Annotated in this window: 14 protein-coding genes and 1 tRNA gene; 6 read left to right on the top strand and 9 right to left on the bottom strand. The window is 39.0% G+C overall.

Annotation, left to right across the window (positions count from 1 at the left end):
* Positions 1 to 27: 27 nt before the first annotated feature.
* A complete protein-coding gene (ettA, locus tag AC979_RS01100; protein WP_049372516.1) occupies positions 28 to 1,698 on the bottom strand; it encodes an energy-dependent translational throttle protein EttA in 1,671 nt (556 codons plus the stop codon).
* Between the two features lie 348 nt (positions 1,699 to 2,046).
* Between ettA and zevA the strand changes: the two genes are divergently transcribed.
* Both zevA and zevB read left to right on the top strand, forming a co-directional pair.
* Complete coding sequence (gene zevA / locus AC979_RS01105) at positions 2,047 to 2,679, top strand: zinc transporter binding subunit ZevA (protein WP_049372517.1); 633 nt, start codon at positions 2,047 to 2,049, stop codon at positions 2,677 to 2,679.
* Between the two features lies 1 nt (position 2,680).
* Positions 2,681 to 3,658, top strand: a complete 978-nt coding sequence (zevB, locus tag AC979_RS01110; RefSeq protein WP_049372518.1) for a zinc transporter permease subunit ZevB — start codon at positions 2,681 to 2,683, stop codon at positions 3,656 to 3,658.
* 41 nt (positions 3,659 to 3,699) lie between these two features.
* Here zevB and AC979_RS01115 read toward each other — a convergent pair whose 3' ends face one another.
* The 7 genes from AC979_RS01115 to AC979_RS01145 all read right to left on the bottom strand — a co-directional run bounded on the left by AC979_RS01115 (position 3,700) and on the right by AC979_RS01145 (position 12,086).
* Positions 3,700 to 4,362: an NAD(P)H-dependent oxidoreductase gene (locus AC979_RS01115; protein WP_049372519.1), complete on the bottom strand. Its 663-nt coding sequence runs from the start codon at positions 4,360 to 4,362 to the stop codon at positions 3,700 to 3,702.
* A 48-nt stretch (positions 4,363 to 4,410) separates the two neighbouring features.
* Positions 4,411 to 5,154 carry a YdcF family protein gene (locus tag AC979_RS01120; RefSeq protein WP_005698519.1) on the bottom strand — a complete coding sequence of 248 codons (744 nt, stop codon included), beginning with the start codon at positions 5,152 to 5,154 and terminating at the stop codon, positions 4,411 to 4,413.
* Positions 5,154 to 6,110 (bottom strand): polysaccharide pyruvyl transferase family protein, encoded by a 957-nt coding sequence (locus AC979_RS01125; protein ID WP_049372520.1) that lies wholly within the window; start codon positions 6,108 to 6,110, stop codon positions 5,154 to 5,156. Before AC979_RS01125 ends, AC979_RS01120 begins: the two co-directional genes overlap by 1 nt.
* Positions 6,107 to 7,630: a lipopolysaccharide biosynthesis protein gene (locus AC979_RS01130; protein WP_049372521.1), complete on the bottom strand. Its 1,524-nt coding sequence runs from the start codon at positions 7,628 to 7,630 to the stop codon at positions 6,107 to 6,109. The genes AC979_RS01125 and AC979_RS01130 overlap by 4 nt, the downstream gene beginning before the upstream one ends.
* 139 nt (positions 7,631 to 7,769) lie before the next feature.
* Positions 7,770 to 9,530, bottom strand: coding sequence for an ABC transporter ATP-binding protein/permease (locus AC979_RS01135; RefSeq protein ID WP_049372522.1), 1,761 nt, complete (start codon positions 9,528 to 9,530; stop codon positions 7,770 to 7,772).
* A gap of 64 nt (positions 9,531 to 9,594) precedes the next feature.
* Entirely contained in the window at positions 9,595 to 11,838 is a 2,244-nt protein-coding gene (locus tag AC979_RS01140) for a TonB-dependent siderophore receptor (protein WP_049372523.1), read from the bottom strand.
* 171 nt (positions 11,839 to 12,009) lie between these two features.
* Positions 12,010 to 12,086 (bottom strand) — tRNA-Val (locus AC979_RS01145).
* Between the two features lie 227 nt (positions 12,087 to 12,313).
* Here AC979_RS01145 and pyk point away from each other — a divergent pair.
* The 4 genes from pyk (at position 12,314) to pgi (ending at position 18,118) form a co-directional block, all read left to right on the top strand.
* The gene (gene pyk / locus AC979_RS01150) at positions 12,314 to 13,750 is read left to right on the top strand and encodes a pyruvate kinase (protein ID WP_049362958.1); all 1,437 of its coding nucleotides are present in this window, start codon (positions 12,314 to 12,316) and stop codon (positions 13,748 to 13,750) included.
* A 149-nt stretch (positions 13,751 to 13,899) separates the two neighbouring features.
* Positions 13,900 to 15,306 (top strand): replicative DNA helicase, encoded by a 1,407-nt coding sequence (locus AC979_RS01155; RefSeq protein ID WP_049372524.1) that lies wholly within the window; start codon positions 13,900 to 13,902, stop codon positions 15,304 to 15,306.
* Positions 15,307 to 15,329: 23 nt separating this feature from the next.
* A complete protein-coding gene (alr, locus tag AC979_RS01160) occupies positions 15,330 to 16,412 on the top strand; it encodes an alanine racemase (protein ID WP_049372525.1) in 1,083 nt (360 codons plus the stop codon).
* A gap of 56 nt (positions 16,413 to 16,468) precedes the next feature.
* On the top strand, positions 16,469 to 18,118 hold the full coding sequence (gene pgi / locus AC979_RS01165) for a glucose-6-phosphate isomerase (RefSeq protein WP_049372526.1): 1,650 nt from the start codon (positions 16,469 to 16,471) through the stop codon (positions 18,116 to 18,118).
* Between the two features lie 52 nt (positions 18,119 to 18,170).
* Here the strand turns inward: pgi and AC979_RS01170 are convergent, their stop codons facing one another.
* A complete protein-coding gene (locus tag AC979_RS01170) occupies positions 18,171 to 19,349 on the bottom strand; it encodes an MFS transporter (protein ID WP_342633099.1) in 1,179 nt (392 codons plus the stop codon).
* Positions 19,350 to 19,354: the final 5 nt, after the last annotated feature.

Here is a 19,354-nt window from a genome sequence, read left to right on the forward strand (position 1 = left end):
GGTCAAAAGCGACCGCACTTTAATTTCTTATTTTGCAATACGCTTATATTTAATACGATGTGGTTGTGTTGAGGCTTCACCTAAGGTTTTCTTTTTCCACTCTTCGTAGTCAGAGAAGTTACCTTCATAGAAAGTGACTTTACCTTCATCACCGTAATCTAAAATATGAGTCGCAATACGGTCTAAGAACCAACGGTCATGGGAAATCACCATTGCACAACCAGGGAATTCTAAGATCGCATTTTCTAATGCACGTAAGGTTTCAACGTCTAAGTCATTGGTCGGTTCGTCCAATAACAGTACGTTACCACCACGTTGTAGAAGTTTAGCTAAGTGTAAACGACCACGCTCACCACCCGATAATTCGCCCACACGTTTTTGTTGATCTACGCCTTTGAAGTTGAAGCGCCCAACATAGGCACGGCTTGGAATTTCAAAGTTACCAATAGTGAGAATATCTTGTCCATTAGACACTTCTTCCCACACTGTTTTCTTATCATCCATTGAGTCACGGAACTGATCGACAGAGGCTAGTACCACAGTTTCGCCCATCGTAATTGTTCCGCTATCTGGTTGTTCTTGACCTGAAAGCATACGGAATAGGGTTGATTTACCTGCACCGTTTGCTCCGATAATACCCACGATAGCACCTTTTGGAATGCTGAATGATAAATCATCAATTAAAGTGCGATCGCCGTAAGATTTAGTGAGATGTTCTACCTCAATCACTTTATCACCTAAACGTGGACCAGGTGGAATAAAGAGTTCGTTAGTCTCGTTACGTTTTTGGTATTCGCCAGAGTTCAATTCATCGAAGCGCGCCATACGTGCTTTGCTTTTCGCTTGACGGCCTTTAGGATTTTGGCGTACCCATTCTAACTCTTTCGCAATCGATTTTTGGCGTGCATTTTCAGCCGCTTGTTCTTGCTCTAAGCGTTTCTCTTTTTGCTCTAACCAAGAAGAGTAGTTACCTTCCCAAGGAATACCTTCACCACGGTCGAGCTCTAAGATCCAACCTGCTACGTTATCTAAGAAGTAACGGTCGTGGGTAATTGCCACAACAGTACCTTCGTAGTCATGTAAGAAGCGTTCTAACCATGCTACAGATTCCGCATCTAAGTGGTTGGTTGGCTCGTCTAATAAGAGCATGTCTGGTTTTTCGAGCAATAAACGACAAAGCGCCACACGACGACGCTCACCACCAGATAAATGCTCAATTTTGGCATCCCAATCCGGTAAACGTAATGCATCAGCCGCACGCTCTAATTGGTTATCTAAATTATGTCCATCATGTGCTTGAATAATCGCTTCAAGGTTTGCTTGTTCTGCGGCTAGTTTATCGAAATCCGCATCAGGATCGGCATAAAGTGCATAAACTTCATCTAAACGAGTCAGTGCATTTTTTACTTCAGAAACGGCTTCTTCGACCGCTTCACGCACAGTTTGTTGCGGATCAAGTTTTGGTTCCTGTGGAAGATAACCGATCTTAATACCCGGTTGTGGACGCGCTTCACCTTCGAACTCTTTATCCACGCCCGCCATAATGCGTAAAAGGGTTGATTTACCCGCACCATTTAAGCCGAGCACCCCGATTTTGGCACCAGGGAAGAAGCTTAAAGAAATATCTTTCAAAATATGACGCTTCGGTGGCACCACTTTGCCGACACGGTGCATCGTATATACAAATTGCGTTGACATAATTCTCTCGATGTTATGAATAAAAGTGCGGTTATTTTACTTGATGTTTAGGGAATAAGCTATTTGAAAGGCAAAAAAAACCACCCATACAGGGTGGTAGGAAAGTAGTTTAGCTATATTTATGATTATTTTATTTAGGAACTTTATGAATATCAAGCAATCACTTGACGAAACAAATAGTACATAAATTTCAGTTATAAGGGAAATGCGAATGAATCATTTTTTGATAAAAATCAATAAAATCATAGGATTTTTTACTTTTAGACTGGTTTTTATTCGATTCTGATTGGGAACTGCTTGTGATAAAATCTGTCTATTCAATCATTTAGCCACTCTTTTTTCTTATTTATGTTTAAAAAATTACCTCTTGGATTATTGCTGATTTCGCCTTTTTCTGTTTTAGCGCATCCCCACGCATTCATTGATATGCAAACGAAACCCTTAGTGAAAGATAATCAATTAATTGGTTTCTCAACGCAGTGGTTACTGGATGAAGCCAGTTCTTCAGCTGTCTTGTATGATGTGAAGCAGGCAAAAGGGGATAAGGTCGCCCAACAGAAATTAGTTGATGAAGTCATGGCGAACGTTGTGAATGAACATTACTTTAGTTATGTCTTTGACAAAGAAAATCATAAAATTAAATACACAAAACACCCTGAAAATTACGGTATGCGTGTGAAAGGGAACGAGGTGGAATATTATTTTGATTTTCTTTTAGCTCAGCCACAGGCCTTGCAAAATAATGAATTTACGCTGATGACTTATGACCGCACTTATTATGTGGCAATGCGGTATGCAGAAACTGGCAAAAGAGCGGTTGATTTTTCATCACTTCCTGCAAACTGCAAAGGAGAGGTGCTGGAACCTAATGTCGATGAAAAAATTCAATCTTATGCATCGTCATTGGATAAATCGCAAAAAAATGAAGATGATTCTCTTGGCGTATTGTTTGCGCAGAAAGTAAAAATTAAGTGTGAATAAAATGAAGTTAAAACTGACCGCACTTTTTATTGGTTTATTAGCGATTATCTTCGCATTATTACCTTGGCTGTTTGTGCAAGTGGCCGATTGGCAAAAAGCCTTTAATCAGCTGATTTCTGAAAATCTCCATCAGATTCAAGCACATTCATCAACGGCAGGATTGTGGTTGATTTTTGCCGCCTTTTCTTATGGTGTATTACATGCATTAGGGCCTGGGCATGGCAAATTTATTATCGCTAGTTATCTTTCTACGCACGAAAGTCAACTTAAGACCAGCGTACGCTTAAGCTTGCTTTCCTCTCTTATGCAAGGTTTTGTCGCAGTTGCTGCAACCTCCATTGTGGTGGTGATACTTAATCTTTCCTCTAAATATTTTAAACTTAGCCAGTTATGGCTGGAGCGTAGCGCGCTAATTTTATTAGTGTTATTAGGGATTTATTGGATTGCTCAAGGTCTGAAAGGATTAAAGAAAAAGCAATCTTTTCGCATTACATCGATCCAATCATTACCAAAACAGATTGGAACAGCTTCGCCATTTCGATATGAGCAAGGAAAAGTAAGTCAAACACAATGTAGTTGTGGGCATCAACATCTACCGAATAATCAACAGCTTAAGCAATCAGGTGATTTAAAATCTCAGCTCTTAGTGATTTTGACTATTGGTATGCGACCGTGTAGTGGCGCTATTTTTGTGCTCTTTCTCGCTTATATGCTGGATCTTTATTGGTGGGGAATTGTAGCTACGTTTGCCATGTCTCTGGGCACAGGATTAATGCTTTCACTTTTTGCTGCGTTAGTACGCTATGCGAGAAATGTTGCAACGCGATTAGGCCATTGGTACGGTTTAACTGGTTCTAATCAAAAAGGTGAGGCCATGATCAAATGTATTGCGGGCGCAATTATGATCTTTTTTGCACTAAGCTTGTTATATGGCACGATGGGGGCTGTAACAGGTGGGGCAGCCTTGTTTGGTGGGTAAAGAAAAGGGCAGCGTTTGCTGCCCATTTATTTGAAAATAGATTATTCAACCCAAGTAACGATTTCTTCAATTGGTCTACGAGATTTTTTGGTAATGTCTCTCGCACGATAACCAAATGTTGCTGCCACAGATACGCCCCATTCATTTGGATCAAAGAGACCTTCAGCGGCTAAAGTTTCATTCATTTTATCGTAGTTAAAGCCTTCAATCGGGCAAGAATCAACACCGATAGCGGCAGCACCAGTTAGCATATTGGCTAATGCAATGTAGGTTTGTTTACTTGTCCAGTCAAATAATGCACGCTCGCTTTCTGCGGTTTTCATTTCAACTTCTTGTAAGCCTTTGTATTTTGCCAAGGCTTTTTCTAACTGCTCACCTTGTAAACCTCTACGCACCGCTACATCACGGAAGAAAGGCGTGTCATAGCGTGCATTTTTCTTCGCAAGAATGATCACTAAATGGCTACAATCATCTAATTGATATTGCATACCCCAGCTAAAAGGTTTGAGTTTATCGCGTAATGCTTTATTTTGAATCACTAAGAACTTCCATGGCTCAGAGCCGACAGAGCTTGGTGATAAACGAGCAAATTCTAAAATTGCCGCGAAATCTTCTTGGCTAATTTTTTTATTCGGATCGTAATAACGCGTGGAACAGCGATTTTCGAATACCTGAAGCATTTGTTCGCGTGTAATTTGACTCATGTTTTCTTCCTCTTAACATTATCTAATTTGTGATCTTTTGACCGCACTTTAGCGCTCTTTCCAATATCCAATCCACTCTTTGAGTAATTGCATATTTTTCGTAATCGCGCCACCTTGTGGAATAAAATGCATCATATTAAGTCCATAACTGTCTGGCGTAATACCTTCACCTACACTCGCAGGTAACACATCAAAACCTTGTTGTTGGAACAATAATTTTGCACGTTGCATATGCCATTCATTGGTGACTAAAATAATTTTGTGAATACCTTCTTTTTCCAACATTTGTTTGGTGAAAAGCGCATTTTCTTTTGTAGTAAGTGCTTTAGGTTCAATCCATTTAGTTGGCACATTAAAGAAGTTTTGGAGTTCTTCCGCAGCGATTTTTGCTTCAATGGCGCCAGTTGGACTCGCCCCTGTAATTAATAATGGCAAGTGCGTTTCTTTTTGCAAGAATGCGGCATAGCGTAAGCGTTCAAGTTGAATACCTGTTGAAGCTAATGGTGCATAAAGCTCTTTACTATCACGTAAACCACCGCCAAGTAAAACGATCGCTTGAGCTTGTTGATAATCTTGCAGTGTTAAGTGATCTTCAGTAATGAGACTATCTTTAAGTACTTGTGCCGTGTAAGGAATGCTTAAAAGATAGAGTAGAGAGAAACCAAGTGCGGTCGAAATTCGGCTTAATTTTTTGAAATTGAATTTAGCTAGAATAAGTGAAAGTCCCCATAAAATTAAAATATTAAATGGGGGAAGAATCATGGCTGTAATCAGTTTTTTCAATTCAAACATTATTTATCCAATTCAACAAAATCTAGCTCTTTGGTCCATAATTTGGCATAGCTACTATTTTTGCCATAAGAGTTATCGCAAACACGATTTGGAATTTCTAACAAGCAAGAGAAAATATGACCATGTAAGCGAGTTGTGGTCACTTTGTCATTCGCTAAGAACACCTGAGCAACGCGTTTTACAATGCGTTGAGTATAGGCATACCAGAATTGATGGCAAAGATCTTTCAGCCAACCCAGACCAAATTTATTGGCCATTTTACTCATTCGCCAGCTTACTGCTAAAACAACATCGTCTTCTGTTGAAAGAATATCTTCCCAGTCTTTTACGTTGCTGTTAGCAGGCAGTTGAGCAAGGATATTTTTCTCGATATCACTCGCTTCAATATCTTTACGTAGGAAGTAAAGTTGCTCACCAGTTTTGCCTTGTTTCGTTTCCATGGTGCCATAAAGCTGATGAGCCATGTCCGGTGATAAATAAACATGATCAGAAAATTGAGCAAATAGATTCGCGGTTCTTTCGTCACGAGCCAGTAAATGACAATCACTGTGGCTACGGAAAAGTGCGGCTGATTTTTGCAGATTTTCTTCGTGTTTAAAATAAGCAGTTTGTGGCAACACAATAATGCGATTATTCGGGAAATTCGTCACCATTTCTTCACGGATCTTTTGGTGCTGCGGATAAAGATCGCCAAAATTACCGCCACCATGTAAAAGGATGGTGGTGTTTGGTGTAATTTTCGCTTTAACTTCTTCAAGATCTAAATCATATTCGCAACGTTTTAAGGTCACATTAATGTGGTGATCTTTAAAAAATTGCTCGGTTCCGTGATAAATCAGTAAATCGCCCACGTTCAAATGAAGCGGGTAGTCGAAATAAAATACGTCGTTTTTATCTTTGATCAGTTCGACAATAGGATTCAGTTTGTTTTTTAAATCAATAAGGAGTTGATTCATTTTTTTACTCTTTTCTTTAAATAGCTAAACAAGAAATTTTTTTCTGCTGTGTTTAATCCGAAGATTAAAATGACACAGATTAATACCATTTCTAAAATGATGGATTGTCCAATAAATTCCAATAAAGAATAGCTGCGGGTAGTATCGGATATATAGATGGTACCTAATAGCAGGCCAAACACCACGCCGACATTCACTAAATATGAGACAAATTCTTTTTGGTTAAATTTAATTTTTTTATTAATAAAATATAATCGATAGAGTTGTGAGATGACCATCGTACTAAATTTACCCACAAAGGCAAATACTGGATTATAACCTAGTGTGAACAAATAATAAGCTAATGGCACCGTACAAAGGTCGATTAACGCCACAATGATATTGTATTGTTTTACGGTGGATGTGCCAATGGCTAATGCACTCATCCAAAATGCGCCTGCCATCGCACTGATCAATAAGCAAGCAATAATAGCTTGTACAAGTTGTTCAGTATATTGCGGAAGATGATCGCCTAGCCAGAATGTCAGTAAGGTATGGGTGAAATATAATACAGGCGCAGAGAGAATTGCCATTAAATAAAGTGAATATTTTGAAATACCAAGAATTAATTGGCGATTGCGATCATAATCTTTTGCTGCATAAGACTGAACCAACTGCGGATTAGCCGCCATTTGGAAATTATTCACAAAGCTATAAACAGCACCTTCTACTTGTGTTGCAATGGCAACAGCTGCGTTGACCGCTACACCAAAGAATAAGTTAGACACCATATTTAAGCCTTGGGTCGAACCTACATAGGCAACTTGCCCCATAAGCATCCAACCTGAAAAACTCACCATTTCTTTGGTTTTGCTTAAATCTTTATATAAACGGAAACGTGCGGCCTCTTTGAAGTAATATTTAGTGAATAGCACATAAAGAGAGAGCACGATTAAACTGACTGAAAGCAATAAGCAGCCATAAGTAATCAACTTATCGTAATGCGTGATATGACTTAAGATAAAGACAGAAGTCAGTTTTAAAATGGTTTCACCTAATCCCAACCAAGCATAGAATCCCATTTTCTCATGGGCAACAATCATGGCATTGAATGGCACTTTGATGATTTCAACAAGAGCGATAATTAATGCTAATTGGTAAACGATATTTGCGGCTTGCAAGCGTTCAGCGGGGATCACCAATTTGTGATTTAAAAACCATAAACCGACGGTTTCGGCTAACACGAATACGATAAAAATAATGAGTAGGTGATTTAAGATGCTAATATTAAAGACTTTATTGACACGTTGAATGTCATTCGAGGCTTTTTCTACGTTAATAAAACGCTGAGTGGTGGCCGTCATTGTGCCATTAAAAAAGGAAAATAAGACCACCACACCCATCACAATGTTGTAGATACCAAAATCTTCCACACCCAATACCTGCAATACCACACGAGAGATATACAGCATCGCCCCCATGTTGAAGAGCATTCGGATGTAAAGAAATAGCGTATTTTTGGCAATGGTTTTATTTGACATTGTGAGAATGAAATTAGAAAAATTGGGGGAATTATAGGGGGGATTGGGATGTGTAGCAAGCCTTGAGAGACTTCTTATAAGTTCAATCGTATTTAGTAAAAAAAAGAAAAGGCTAAATATAAATTTAGCCTTTTATTATTTAGACGATGCAGACTGCCAAATCTAGTTGCTTATTATGGAACTGATGCAATGTGCCACGATGACCCACGCTCAGAATGATCATATTGGGTAACCGCTCTTTAATTGTTTTATAAAGGAGGTACTCGGTTGGCTCATCAAGTGCTGATGTGGTTTCATCTAAAAAGACCACTTCAGGTTTCGTCAGTAAAATCCGAATAAATGCCACGCGCTGTAATTCACCTGGCGACAAAATTGCCTGCCAATCGTTATCTACATCTAAGCTATGAAGATATTTATCCAAACAACAGTCAGCCAGTGTTTTTTCCAATTCAGGATGATAAGGATCAATATCTGGATAGCAAATCGCTTCACGTAACGTACCTTGTGGCATATAAGGGCGTTGCGGTAGGAACAAACTGGTCACACAAGGATGTTCCACCAGACCAACTGTTTCAAAAGGATAAATTCCTGCCATCGCTTTTAATAGCGATGTTTTTCCCGTACCAGAAGGCCCTTGAATTAATAAAGCATCACCATTTTTTAATTCAATATTCAAGTTATTAAGCAACAATCTGCCTTGGTCATCTTTAATACCAAAATTTGATAACGCAACACGGTTTGAGCATTTCATGGGTTGATGAACCTCTAAATGATCTAATTCATCCAACTTCGTCATAAAACCATAAAGACGATTTAAACGCGCTTGGTAGAGCGTAAATTCTTCATAGAACAAACGGAAGAAGGAAAGTGCGGTCATTAATCGGTTAAATGCTTGCACAGTTTGGTGCATATCACCCAGTTTGATTTGTCCGGTAAAAAAACGAGGTGCTTGCAGCATTAACGGCAAGAGTTTAGCAACACGCGTGACACTTCCATTAAAGCCGTCTAATCCCAACATTCTTAATACAATTGCCCAACGGTTATGAATGATTTGAGCAAATTTGTTTTTCAATAAATGTTGTTCTTGTTGTTCACCTTGATAGAACGCGATACTTTCCGCATTATCTCGCACTCGAATCAAAGAATAACGATAGTCACCATTAAGTTTTTCTTTGTTAAAGTTTAACTTGATCAAAGGGTGACCAATCCAAACAGACATTAACGTTGCGAAGATAATAAAGGCGTAAATAAAGAAGACAACGCCTTTTTCGATATTTAATCCGAAAAGACTTAATACGCCAGAGAGAGACCAAAGGATGATAGTAAATTCAATGGTGGTCAGAACAGAATTAATCATGCCACGTACAATAGTGACAGTGCTGCTGATGAATTCGCGAGCATCTTGTTCAATACGTTGGTCAATATTATCGGGTAGCTCTTTTTCGTATTTAAGACGATAGTATTTTTTATTTTCTAACCAGCGTTTAACAAGGACTTTATTTAAGCTTTCCAACCAACGAATTTCAAATACTTGCTGCAAGAAATAATCAGCGATGGAGTGGATAACTTGTACCAATACTAATAGGGCATTCAGTTTTGCAAAGAACCAAAACTTATCCACATCTAATTCCTGCATGGAGCTATAAAGCCCATTGTAAAAAAAAGAGTTGAGCACGCTGAAGCGCACTTCTAGCAAAATCATCGTAAACAATACCAGTAGCATAAGGATGATTTTGATGCTGTTACGACGATTAATCGACGGGGATGCAATATGCCAAAACTTTTGACCAAATGAGGTTTGCTTTAGCGCTATCATTACCACGCTAAAGCATAAAACTACCCAGAAAAGTGCGGTCAAAATCCAGCTTAAACTTGAGTTAAGTTCAGTTTGCCAATTCATTGATTATCCATAAAGTAAAAAACGAAAAAAGGGCGAAATATTCGCCCTAATATTGTGTGCTCAATTAAAACTCAACTTTCGTGTTGAAGATAAATTCACGTCCATAACCTAATGCAACAGGGATTAACGTGTTTGTTGCGTTACCAGAGGTAGATGGATAGTAAGTTTTATCTGTTAAGTTTTTACCGTTAAGTTGGAAGGATACTTTCTTGCCAGAGATTTTGGTATCGTAAGCAATAAAGGCATCATATACCACGGCATGAGGTAATTTGTATGCTTTGGTGTAATCACTGTTATAAGCATGCCAAGAACCTAAATAACGAGCACCGCCGCCAACACGGATGTTACCAAAATCAAATTCACCTACGTTATAAGCGAGGAATAGAGAAGCTTGATGTTTCGGTACACCTGAAAGTTGTTGATTTATCGCATCAGGATAAAGCTCATTTTCAAGTGATTTTACTTTGGTGTATGTATAGTTAGCCGCTACGCTTAGGTTATCAGTAATTTGACCGTTAAGATCGAATTCCACACCACGAGAACGTTGTTTGCCCACAATATTTAGTTGCGCACTTGAACCCGAACCAAAGGCTTCAGCCACATTACGTTTGGTGATATTGAATAATGCAAGTGTCGCATTGAAGCCAGAGTTTTCGTATTTTGCACCAATTTCAAAAGATTTACCTTGTTCTGGTTTTAAATCGCCGCTAACAGGTGTTGCAACACTCATTTGTGGACGGAAAGACTCAGCGTAGTTAGCAAATGTCGCAATATGTGGCGTAAATTTATATACGGCACCTAATTGATACAATAATTTACCATCGTGCTGATCAGTATTTCCTGTTCTTGTTAGATTTTGGCCTTTTTTACAGTTTGCAGCATTTAAACAATGACGTCCCGCAAATTGATCAAAGTACTCATAACGTAAACCGCCCGTCATGATAAAGTTATCTGTAAAGTAAGCGGTATCTTGAATATAAACACCAACGGTTTTGAGATGGTTATATTGGTAAGCGTTGCCGTTACCGTTTTTATGTTCAGCAACCGGATTGGTATAATTTGGATGATCGATATTGATATCAGAACTCATGATACCTTGGTTATAAATAGGTCCAATATCACGAATATTACGCATAACATCCACACCGGCTACAAAACGGTTGGCAATATCACCAATACCAAATTCACCGACGATATTTAATGTGCCACTATGAACACGTTGATCGCCTTGTTGTTGCTCAATAGCTCGGCGTACATGACGAGCGCTTAATTCTGGAGAGGTAATCTCGCCCTTTTTATTTTTAATAGCAGGGATCGCAACATCTTTAACATTGATATTTGTAATACGTGCTTGGTTATAGAAATATTTATAACGAGCATAGCTGTAACCCGCATTTAATTTCCAACCGTCACTTAATTTGTGTTCAATTTTGAAATCGATATTATCGGTTTTTGCGGTTGTTTCATTATTCGGCTCATCTAAACGACGTGATACAGGGATATCCGGTAATGCATTCGTTGCCGTTAAAAGATTTGTACCACGATCAAATGGCTCAAGAATATCTTTATGTTCATAAGAAAGAAGCACTTTAGTTTTATCATTTTCCCAAGAAAGTGATGGCGCATAAGTCGTATTTTTTAATTTGCCAAAATTACGCCAGTAGTTTTTTTCTTGTTTGTCATAGATAAAGCGGTAAGCAAAACCATTTCCTAAACCGCCAGTGAAATCTAATTGTGTTCCCCACAGGCTATGATTACCTAAAGTTCCTCCGATAACATAGCGTGGTGTTTGTTGTGGTTTTTTAGTAATGATATTAACCACACCACCTGGATCTTGAATACCATAAAGTACAGATGCAGGCCCTTTTAACACTTCAACGGTTTCAGTTGTCGCACTAAAGTTTTTTGCTGGGCCAGCTTGTAAACCGTTACGCATAATTGAGTTGTCACGGTTTCCACCAAAACCACGTTTTTGGATGGCATCAAACATGCCACCTAGCGTATTTGCTTGGCTTACACCACTGACGTTATAAAGCGCATCAATGAGTGATTCAGGTTTACGATCTTCTAATAATTTAGTCGAAAGGATATTGACAGTATTTGGCGTATCGAATACAGGCACTTCAGCTTTTGATACGACGGATGTCCCTGTCGTTTGATAACCATTTTGTTTAATACCTGTATCTTGAACATTAATTTGTTCAAGCGTTTCAGTGTTTGCTTTTACTGGTTGTTCAGTTTCCGCAAATGCTGAAACTGAAAAACTGGTTAAAAGTGCGGTTGAAATGAGGCTTAATTTAAAATTCATAATCGTTATCCCGATAGATAATAAAAGAGGCGCAAGTATAGCGAAAACGTTTTCGTTGATAAATGCAAATTATTTTCATTTGCTTATGTGAATTGTTCAGAAAATATTCATTCAAATTCAGTAGGGGGATAAAAAGAAAAATCCCAAGCTAAAAAGCTTGGGATTGCAAGATGGTGCGACTAGCTGGACTCGAACCAGTGACCCCCACCATGTCAAGGTGGTGCTCTAACCAACTGAGCTATAGTCGCGTAAAAGATGTGGCAGATGATAAACAGTTTTGAGGATGAAAACAAGAGAATTTGTTTTAAGTTAAATTTAGCTGCTAAAAAAATAACCAAAAATTGATTTAAAAAGTCTCAGTAGTTATTTTGATTTTATGCAGGTTTAAGCGTATAATGCCCAGCGTTTTTTATCTCGGATGAGCCGAAATTTAAAAAAGCTTTAGTGAATTGTAACTATTTGTGGAGTTTAGATAATGTCTAGAAAATTAAGAAGAACGAAGATTGTATGTACAATGGGTCCAGCAACAGACCGCGATAACAATCTTGAAAAAATTATCGCAGCAGGCGCTAATGTTGTACGTATGAACTTTTCTCACGGTACACCAGATGATCATATTGAGCGTGCTGAGCGTGTTCGTGCGATCGCGAAAAAATTAGGTAAAACCGTGGCAATTTTAGGTGACTTACAAGGCCCTAAAATTCGTGTTTCTACTTTTAAAGACGGCAAAATTTTCTTAAATGTTGGTGATAAATTTATTCTTGATGCGGAATTACCAAAAGGTGAAGGTAATCAAGAAGCCGTTGGTTTAGACTATAAAACACTTCCACAAGATGTTGTGCCAGGCGATATTCTTTTATTAGATGACGGCCGTGTTCAATTAAAAGTCCTTTCTACTGAAGGTGCAAAAGTATTTACTGAAGTGACTGTTGGTGGTCCATTATCAAACAATAAAGGGATCAATAAATTAGGTGGTGGCTTATCTGCAGATGCATTAACTGAAAAAGATAAAGCAGATATCATCACTGCAGCTCGTATCGGTGTAGATTACTTAGCGGTATCTTTCCCACGTTCAAGTGCAGACTTAAACTATGCACGTGAGTTAGCAAAACAAGCTGGCTTAGAAGCGAAAATCGTTGCTAAAGTTGAACGAGCTGAAACCGTAGTTGATGATGCATCAATGGACGATATCATCCTTGCTTCTGATGTAATCATGGTTGCTCGTGGTGACTTAGGTGTTGAAATCGGTGACCCTGAATTAGTTGGCGTACAGAAAAAATTAATTCGTCGTTCACGTCAATTAAACCGTGCGGTAATCACTGCAACTCAAATGATGGAGTCAATGATCAGCAACCCAATGCCAACTCGTGCAGAAGTAATGGACGTGGCAAATGCGGTATTAGATGGTACCGATGCGGTAATGCTTTCAGCAGAAACTGCAGCAGGTCAATATCCAGCTGAAACTGTAGCGACAATGGCTCGCGTATGTTTAGGTGCAGAAAAAATGCCTAGCATCAATGTTTCTCATCACCGTTTAGATCGTGAGTTCAGAGATATTGAAGAATCTGTAGCAATGTCTGCGATGTATGCAGCGAACCACTTAAGCGGTATTGCAGCAATCATTACATTAAGCCACTCTGGTCGTACACCATTATTAATGTCACGTATTAGCTCAGGTTTACCAATCTTTGCACTTTCTCGTGTTCAAGAAACATTAAACCGTTGCGCATTGTACCGCGGTGTCACACCAGTTCATTTTGATGGTGAATCTCGTAGTTCTGCAGGTGCAAAAGCAGCGATTAACCTATTAAAAGAAAAAGGTTATTTAGTTTCAGGTGATCTTGTTTTATTAACACAAGGTGATGAATCAGAAGGTACAACTAACGTTTGTCGTACTTTAACTGTTGAATAATCAACATTCCTGAATGAAAAAGAGCGGTGGATTTTTCCACCGTTTTTTTATGTCTAAAATATTGAAAATATTGACCGCACTTTTTTCTTAAAACCACCTCGTATTTGCGGTATCATAAGCACAGTTTTTTAGTTTTAATTGAAATCCTTATGGCATCACAACGACAAATCCAATCTTCCGATCAGAAAACTGAACAAGTTAGTATCCCGCCTCATTCCACTGAAGCTGAACAAGCCGTTCTTGGCGGTATTATGTTGAGTAATCAGCATTGGGATGGTATTGCTGAAAGGGTCATTGCTGAGGATTTTTACACTTTTGCACATAAAGCAATCTTCCAAACTATGGAAGAATTAATGCGTAACCAAACGCCGATTGATTTAATCACCCTTGATCAAGCCCTTAAAGCCAAAGGTATCAGTGATTCTGTAGGCGGTTTTGCTTATCTCGCAGATCTTTCTAATAATACTCCAAATGCCATTAATATTTTAGCTTATGCCGAAATCGTACGTGAAAAAGCGATTTTGCGTGAGCTTATTGCCGTGGGGAATCGTATTGCAGAAAACAGTTATTCGCCTAAAGGCAAAGACATCAAAATGGTGTTGGATGAAGCTGAAAGGGAAGTATTTGCGATCGCTGAAAAACGGAGCTCTTCAACAGAAGGACCACAAAACGTGCTCAGCGTATTGGAAAGCACCATCGCTCGAATTGAAACTTTAGGTAAGCTTGAAAATCATAACGGTGTGACAGGGGTCACAACAGGTTTTGTTGATTTAGACAAGAAAACAGCCGGTTTACAGCCTTCAGACCTCATCATTGTGGCGGCGCGTCCTTCCATGGGTAAAACCACGTTTGCAATGAACCTTTGTGAAAATGCTGCTATGGCAAGTGATAAGCCAGTATTAGTCTTCAGTTTAGAGATGCCTGCTGAACAAATTATGATGCGTATGATTGCCTCTCTAGCTCGCGTGGACCAAACCAAAATTCGTACAGGCCAAAACTTGGAAGAAGCGGAATGGAGCAAAATTGCCAGCGTGTTTGGGATGTTTAAGCAAAAAAACAACCTTTATATTGACGATTCATCAGGTTTAACCCCAACAGAATTGCGTTCTCGTGCACGTCGTGTGTATCGCGAAAATGGGGGCTTGAGTATGATTATGGTGGATTATCTTCAATTAATGCGCGCGCCTGCGTTTTCAGATAACCGTACCTTAGAGATCGCCGAGATTTCTCGTTCTTTAAAAGCATTAGCGAAAGAATTAGAAGTCCCGGTTATTGCACTTTCCCAGCTTAACCGTACTTTGGAACAACGTGCAGATAAACGTCCGGTAAACTCAGACTTGCGTGAATCAGGCTCTATTGAGCAGGATGCTGACTTGATTATGTTTATTTATCGTGACGAAGTGTATAACGAGAATTCTGAAGATAAAGGGGTGGCTGAAATCATTATTGGTAAACAACGTAACGGTCCGATTGGTCGTGTACGTTTAGCATTTAACGGTCAATTCTCACGCTTTGATAACCTTGCCGAACAGCGTGAATACAGAGATGATTATTAGGCAAGATAGAACGGATTAGAAAAATGAACGTAAAACCGGCAACAGCGAAAATCAGTTCGCTTGCCTTAAAACATAATTTACAAGTTATTAAAGAAAAAGCGCCACATAGCAAAATTATTGCGGTGGTAAAAGCAAACGCATATGGTCACGGTGTGGTATTTGTTTCATCTGCTTTAGAAAGCATGGTAGATTGCTTTGCCGTAGCGCGTTTAGAAGAGGCGTTATCGTTACGCTCTAACGGTATTATTAAACCGATCTTATTGCTAGAAGGCTTTTTTGATGAAAAAGATTTACCCATTATTGCGGTAAATAACATCGAAACGGTGGTACATAACCGTGAACAGCTTGAAGCATTAAAACGAGCTGTGGTACCAAGCCCAATCAAAGTCTGGTTGAAGATTGATACCGGTATGCACCGTTTAGGTGTGTCACTTGATGAAGTGGATTATTTTTATCAAGAGCTGAAAAAACTCCCTCAAATTCAACCGCACTTAGGTTTTGTCAGCCATTTTAGCCGTGCTGATGAACTAGATTCTGATTATACGCAAATTCAGCTTGATCGTTTCCTTCAAGCGACACAAGATAAAGTAGGAGAACGAACCATTGCCGCATCAGGCGGGATTCTATTCTGGCCAGAGGCACATTTAGATTGCATTCGACCAGGGATTATTATGTACGGCATTTCACCAACAGATACTGTCGGTGCTGAATTTGGTTTAACTCCCGTGATGAATTTAACGTCATCTTTGCTTGCAGTACGTGAACATAAAAAAGGTGAACCTGTTGGCTATGGTGGCATTTGGACCAGTCCGAAAGATACCAAAATTGGTGTTGTTGCGATTGGTTACGGTGATGGCTATCCGCGTGATGTGCCAGAAGGTACACCAGTTTATTTAAATGGCCGTATTGTGCCGATTGTTGGTCGCATCTCAATGGATATGCTGACGGTCGATTTAGGCGCAGATAGCCAAGATAAAGTCGGTGATGAAGTGATTTTATGGGGTAAGGAATTACCAATTGAAACGGTAGCTAAATACAGTGGTATTTTAAGCTATGAATTGATTACAAAATTAACCCCGCGTGTTATAACAGAATATGTCGATTAATTGGTTTTGCAAGAAAGCAAAAATGTAAAGAATTCAATTTTTAAAAGGAAATATTCATGAAAAACATCAATCCAACCAATACGCAAGCTTGGAAAGCGCTTGAAGCTCACCAATCTCAACTGGCTCATACCACGATTGCTGATTTGTTTAAGCAAGAGGAAAATCGTTTTAACGATTATTCTTTAACTTTTGAAAATCAAATCTTAGTGGATTTTTCAAAAAATAAAATTAACCAAGAAACCCTCAAATTGCTTCGTCAATTAGCCAAAGAATCGGCATTAGATGAAGCGATTAATGCTATGTTTACAGGCGAGAAAATTAATCGTACAGAAGATCGTGCTGTATTACATACCGCACTTCGTAACCGTTCAAATACACCTGTCTATGTAGATGGCAAAGATGTGATGCCAGAAGTGAATGCCGTATTAGCAAAAATGAGCGCATTTTGCGATCGTGTGATTTCAGGTGAATGGAAAGGTTATACGGGAAAAGCGATTACTGATGTGGTGAATATCGGTATCGGTGGTTCAGACTTAGGACCTTACATGGTGACTGAAGCGCTTCGTCCTTATAAAAATCACTTGAATATGCACTTCGTTTCAAACGTAGATGGTACACATATCGCTGAAACATTGAAAAAAGTAAATCCTGAAACCACACTTTTCTTAGTGGCTTCTAAAACCTTTACCACCCAAGAAACCATGACCAATGCTAATTCAGCACGCGATTGGTTATTAGCGGCAGCGAAAGATAACAGCGCGGTAGCAAAACACTTCGCTGCACTTTCGACCAATGGTAAAGCGGTAGCAGAATTCGGTATTGATACCAATAATATGTTTGAGTTCTGGGATTGGGTTGGTGGCCGTTATTCTTTATGGTCTGCAATCGGTCTTTCTATCGCACTTTCAATCGGCTTTGATAATTTTGAAGCACTCTTAAGTGGTGCGCATGAAATGGATAAACATTTCCGTACTGCACCATTAGAAAAAAATATCCCTGCCACATTAGCATTAGTCGGTTTATGGAATACCAATTTCCTTGGTGCACAAACTGAGGCAATTTTACCGTATGACCAATATTTACATCGTTTTGCGGCTTATTTCCAACAAGGTAATATGGAATCAAACGGTAAATATGTCGATCGTAATGGCGATGTTATTCGTGATTATCAAACTGGCCCAATTATTTGGGGCGAACCTGGAACAAATGGTCAGCATGCATTCTATCAATTGATTCACCAAGGTACCATGTTAATCCCTTGTGACTTTATTGCACCGGCGCAAAGCCATAATCCATTAGGTGATCACCACAGCAAATTGTTATCAAACTTCTTTGCGCAAACTGAAGCACTGGCTTTCGGTAAAACCAAAGAAGAAGTCGAAGCAGAGTTTGTGAAAGCGGGTAAATCTTTAGATGAGGTAAAAGACATTGTGCCATTTAAAGTCTTTACAGGTAATAAACCGACTAACTCTATTTTAGTGCAAAAAATTACACCATTTGTTCTTGGCGCATTAATTGCGATGTATGAACACAAAATTTTTACACAAGGTGTGATTTTCAATATCTTCAGCTTTGACCAATGGGGCGTGGAATTAGGTAAACAATTAGCGAACCGAATTCTTCCTGAATTGGCAGACAAAGAGAAAGTGGCAAGCCATGATAGCTCAACCAATGGATTGATTAACCAATTCAAAGCATGGCGCTAAAATAATGTAAAGTAAAAGAGCGGTCAATTTTGACCGCTCTTTTTTATTTTCACTAAACTGATTTAACTTTCCACATACAGCCTACGCTGATAAAAATTAAAGCCACTGCAACATAAAAAATAGAATTGTAATGCCAGATTTCTGCAATAATACCCGCAATAGGTCCACCAATAATCCAACTACTTTTTGCGGCATTACTGAATAGCGTAGTGGCTGTGCCCATTTTTGTTGGCATTAAATCTTGGAAATACACCATCCCAATGGTAGCGGTAATACCAATAAAAATCGCATTAAGCATTTGTAATCCGATAAGCTGCCAAGTTTGCTCTGCGAATAATAAGCTTGAATAGAAGGCGAGGCCTGAAATTAAAGCAATCATCATCAAACGTTTTTTACTGAAGTATTTGGTGAGATAGCCCGCCAATATCATCACGGGGATTTCCAACCCAGCTGCCGTTCCCATCAATGTTCCCGCCAGTTCTTTGCCTAAATGTAGCTCATTAATCACAAATAATGGCATATTAATGAGATACATGCTGTTACAGGTCCAAAGTAATAGGTTAGTGATGAACAAGTAAATCACACTTTTTCTTGGTGGCGTATTGTCTAAAATCTCTTGATTTTTGACTGCACTTTGACGAGGAATTTTAGGTAATAATTTGCTGACGCCTGCACAAAGTAAAAAGGCAGAACCCGCCACCAAATACATGTAATCAAAGCCCCAGTTTAATGCGATAAAAAAAGAAAGTGGTGGTCCAACAATCCAAGCCAATGAGATTTGAGTTCGCATAATTGTGGTGAACATCACCGCTTCACGATGGCTACTTTCAGCATATTCTCGTGCTAGAGCAAAAGATTGTGGATTGGCAGATGAACCCAAGCCTAATAACGTTGTACCGATAATAATCAACACATAATAATTTCGGCTATAAGCAAAAATGAGACAGCCAAGCACAGCAATCAAACAGCATACAATCATTACTTTACGACGATCATCTTGCTTATCAGAATATTTCGCCAGAATTTGGCTCAAGATAATGCCAATAATGGCATTGACGGAATAGAACAAGCCCACAAAAAAAGGTGAAACTTGAATCTCTTGAGAGAGATACAAACTCAAGGTCGGCGTTTGAAACGCAGAGGCAATTCCCGTTAAAAAGGCGATCAATAGAAAATTGAATGCTACAAGATTAGATGGTGTTGAGTTTTGTTGTTGAACAAACATAGTCATTACTT

This window comes from Parahaemophilus parainfluenzae, from assembly GCF_001053575.1.
GTDB classification, from domain to species: Bacteria; Pseudomonadota; Gammaproteobacteria; order Enterobacterales; family Pasteurellaceae; genus Haemophilus_D; species Haemophilus_D parainfluenzae_S.

Bases quoted from the DNA above. Each gene is read 5' to 3' on its own strand.
- ettA (WP_049372516.1), bottom strand. From the start codon at position 1,698: ATGTCAACGCAATTTGTATATACGATGCACCGTGTCGGCAAAGTGGTG.
- zevA (WP_049372517.1), top strand. From the start codon at position 2,047: ATGTTTAAAAAATTACCTCTTGGATTATTGCTGATTTCGCCTTTTTCT.
- zevB (WP_049372518.1), top strand. From the start codon at position 2,681: ATGAAGTTAAAACTGACCGCACTTTTTATTGGTTTATTAGCGATTATC.
- AC979_RS01115 (WP_049372519.1), bottom strand. From the start codon at position 4,362: ATGAGTCAAATTACACGCGAACAAATGCTTCAGGTATTCGAAAATCGC.
- AC979_RS01120 (WP_005698519.1), bottom strand. From the start codon at position 5,154: ATGTTTGAATTGAAAAAACTGATTACAGCCATGATTCTTCCCCCATTT.
- AC979_RS01125 (WP_049372520.1), bottom strand. From the start codon at position 6,110: ATGAATCAACTCCTTATTGATTTAAAAAACAAACTGAATCCTATTGTC.
- AC979_RS01130 (WP_049372521.1), bottom strand. From the start codon at position 7,630: ATGTCAAATAAAACCATTGCCAAAAATACGCTATTTCTTTACATCCGA.
- AC979_RS01135 (WP_049372522.1), bottom strand. From the start codon at position 9,530: ATGAATTGGCAAACTGAACTTAACTCAAGTTTAAGCTGGATTTTGACC.
- AC979_RS01140 (WP_049372523.1), bottom strand. From the start codon at position 11,838: ATGAATTTTAAATTAAGCCTCATTTCAACCGCACTTTTAACCAGTTTT.
- pyk (WP_049362958.1), top strand. From the start codon at position 12,314: ATGTCTAGAAAATTAAGAAGAACGAAGATTGTATGTACAATGGGTCCA.
- AC979_RS01155 (WP_049372524.1), top strand. From the start codon at position 13,900: ATGGCATCACAACGACAAATCCAATCTTCCGATCAGAAAACTGAACAA.
- alr (WP_049372525.1), top strand. From the start codon at position 15,330: ATGAACGTAAAACCGGCAACAGCGAAAATCAGTTCGCTTGCCTTAAAA.
- pgi (WP_049372526.1), top strand. From the start codon at position 16,469: ATGAAAAACATCAATCCAACCAATACGCAAGCTTGGAAAGCGCTTGAA.
- AC979_RS01170 (WP_342633099.1), bottom strand. From the start codon at position 19,349: ATGACTATGTTTGTTCAACAACAAAACTCAACACCATCTAATCTTGTA.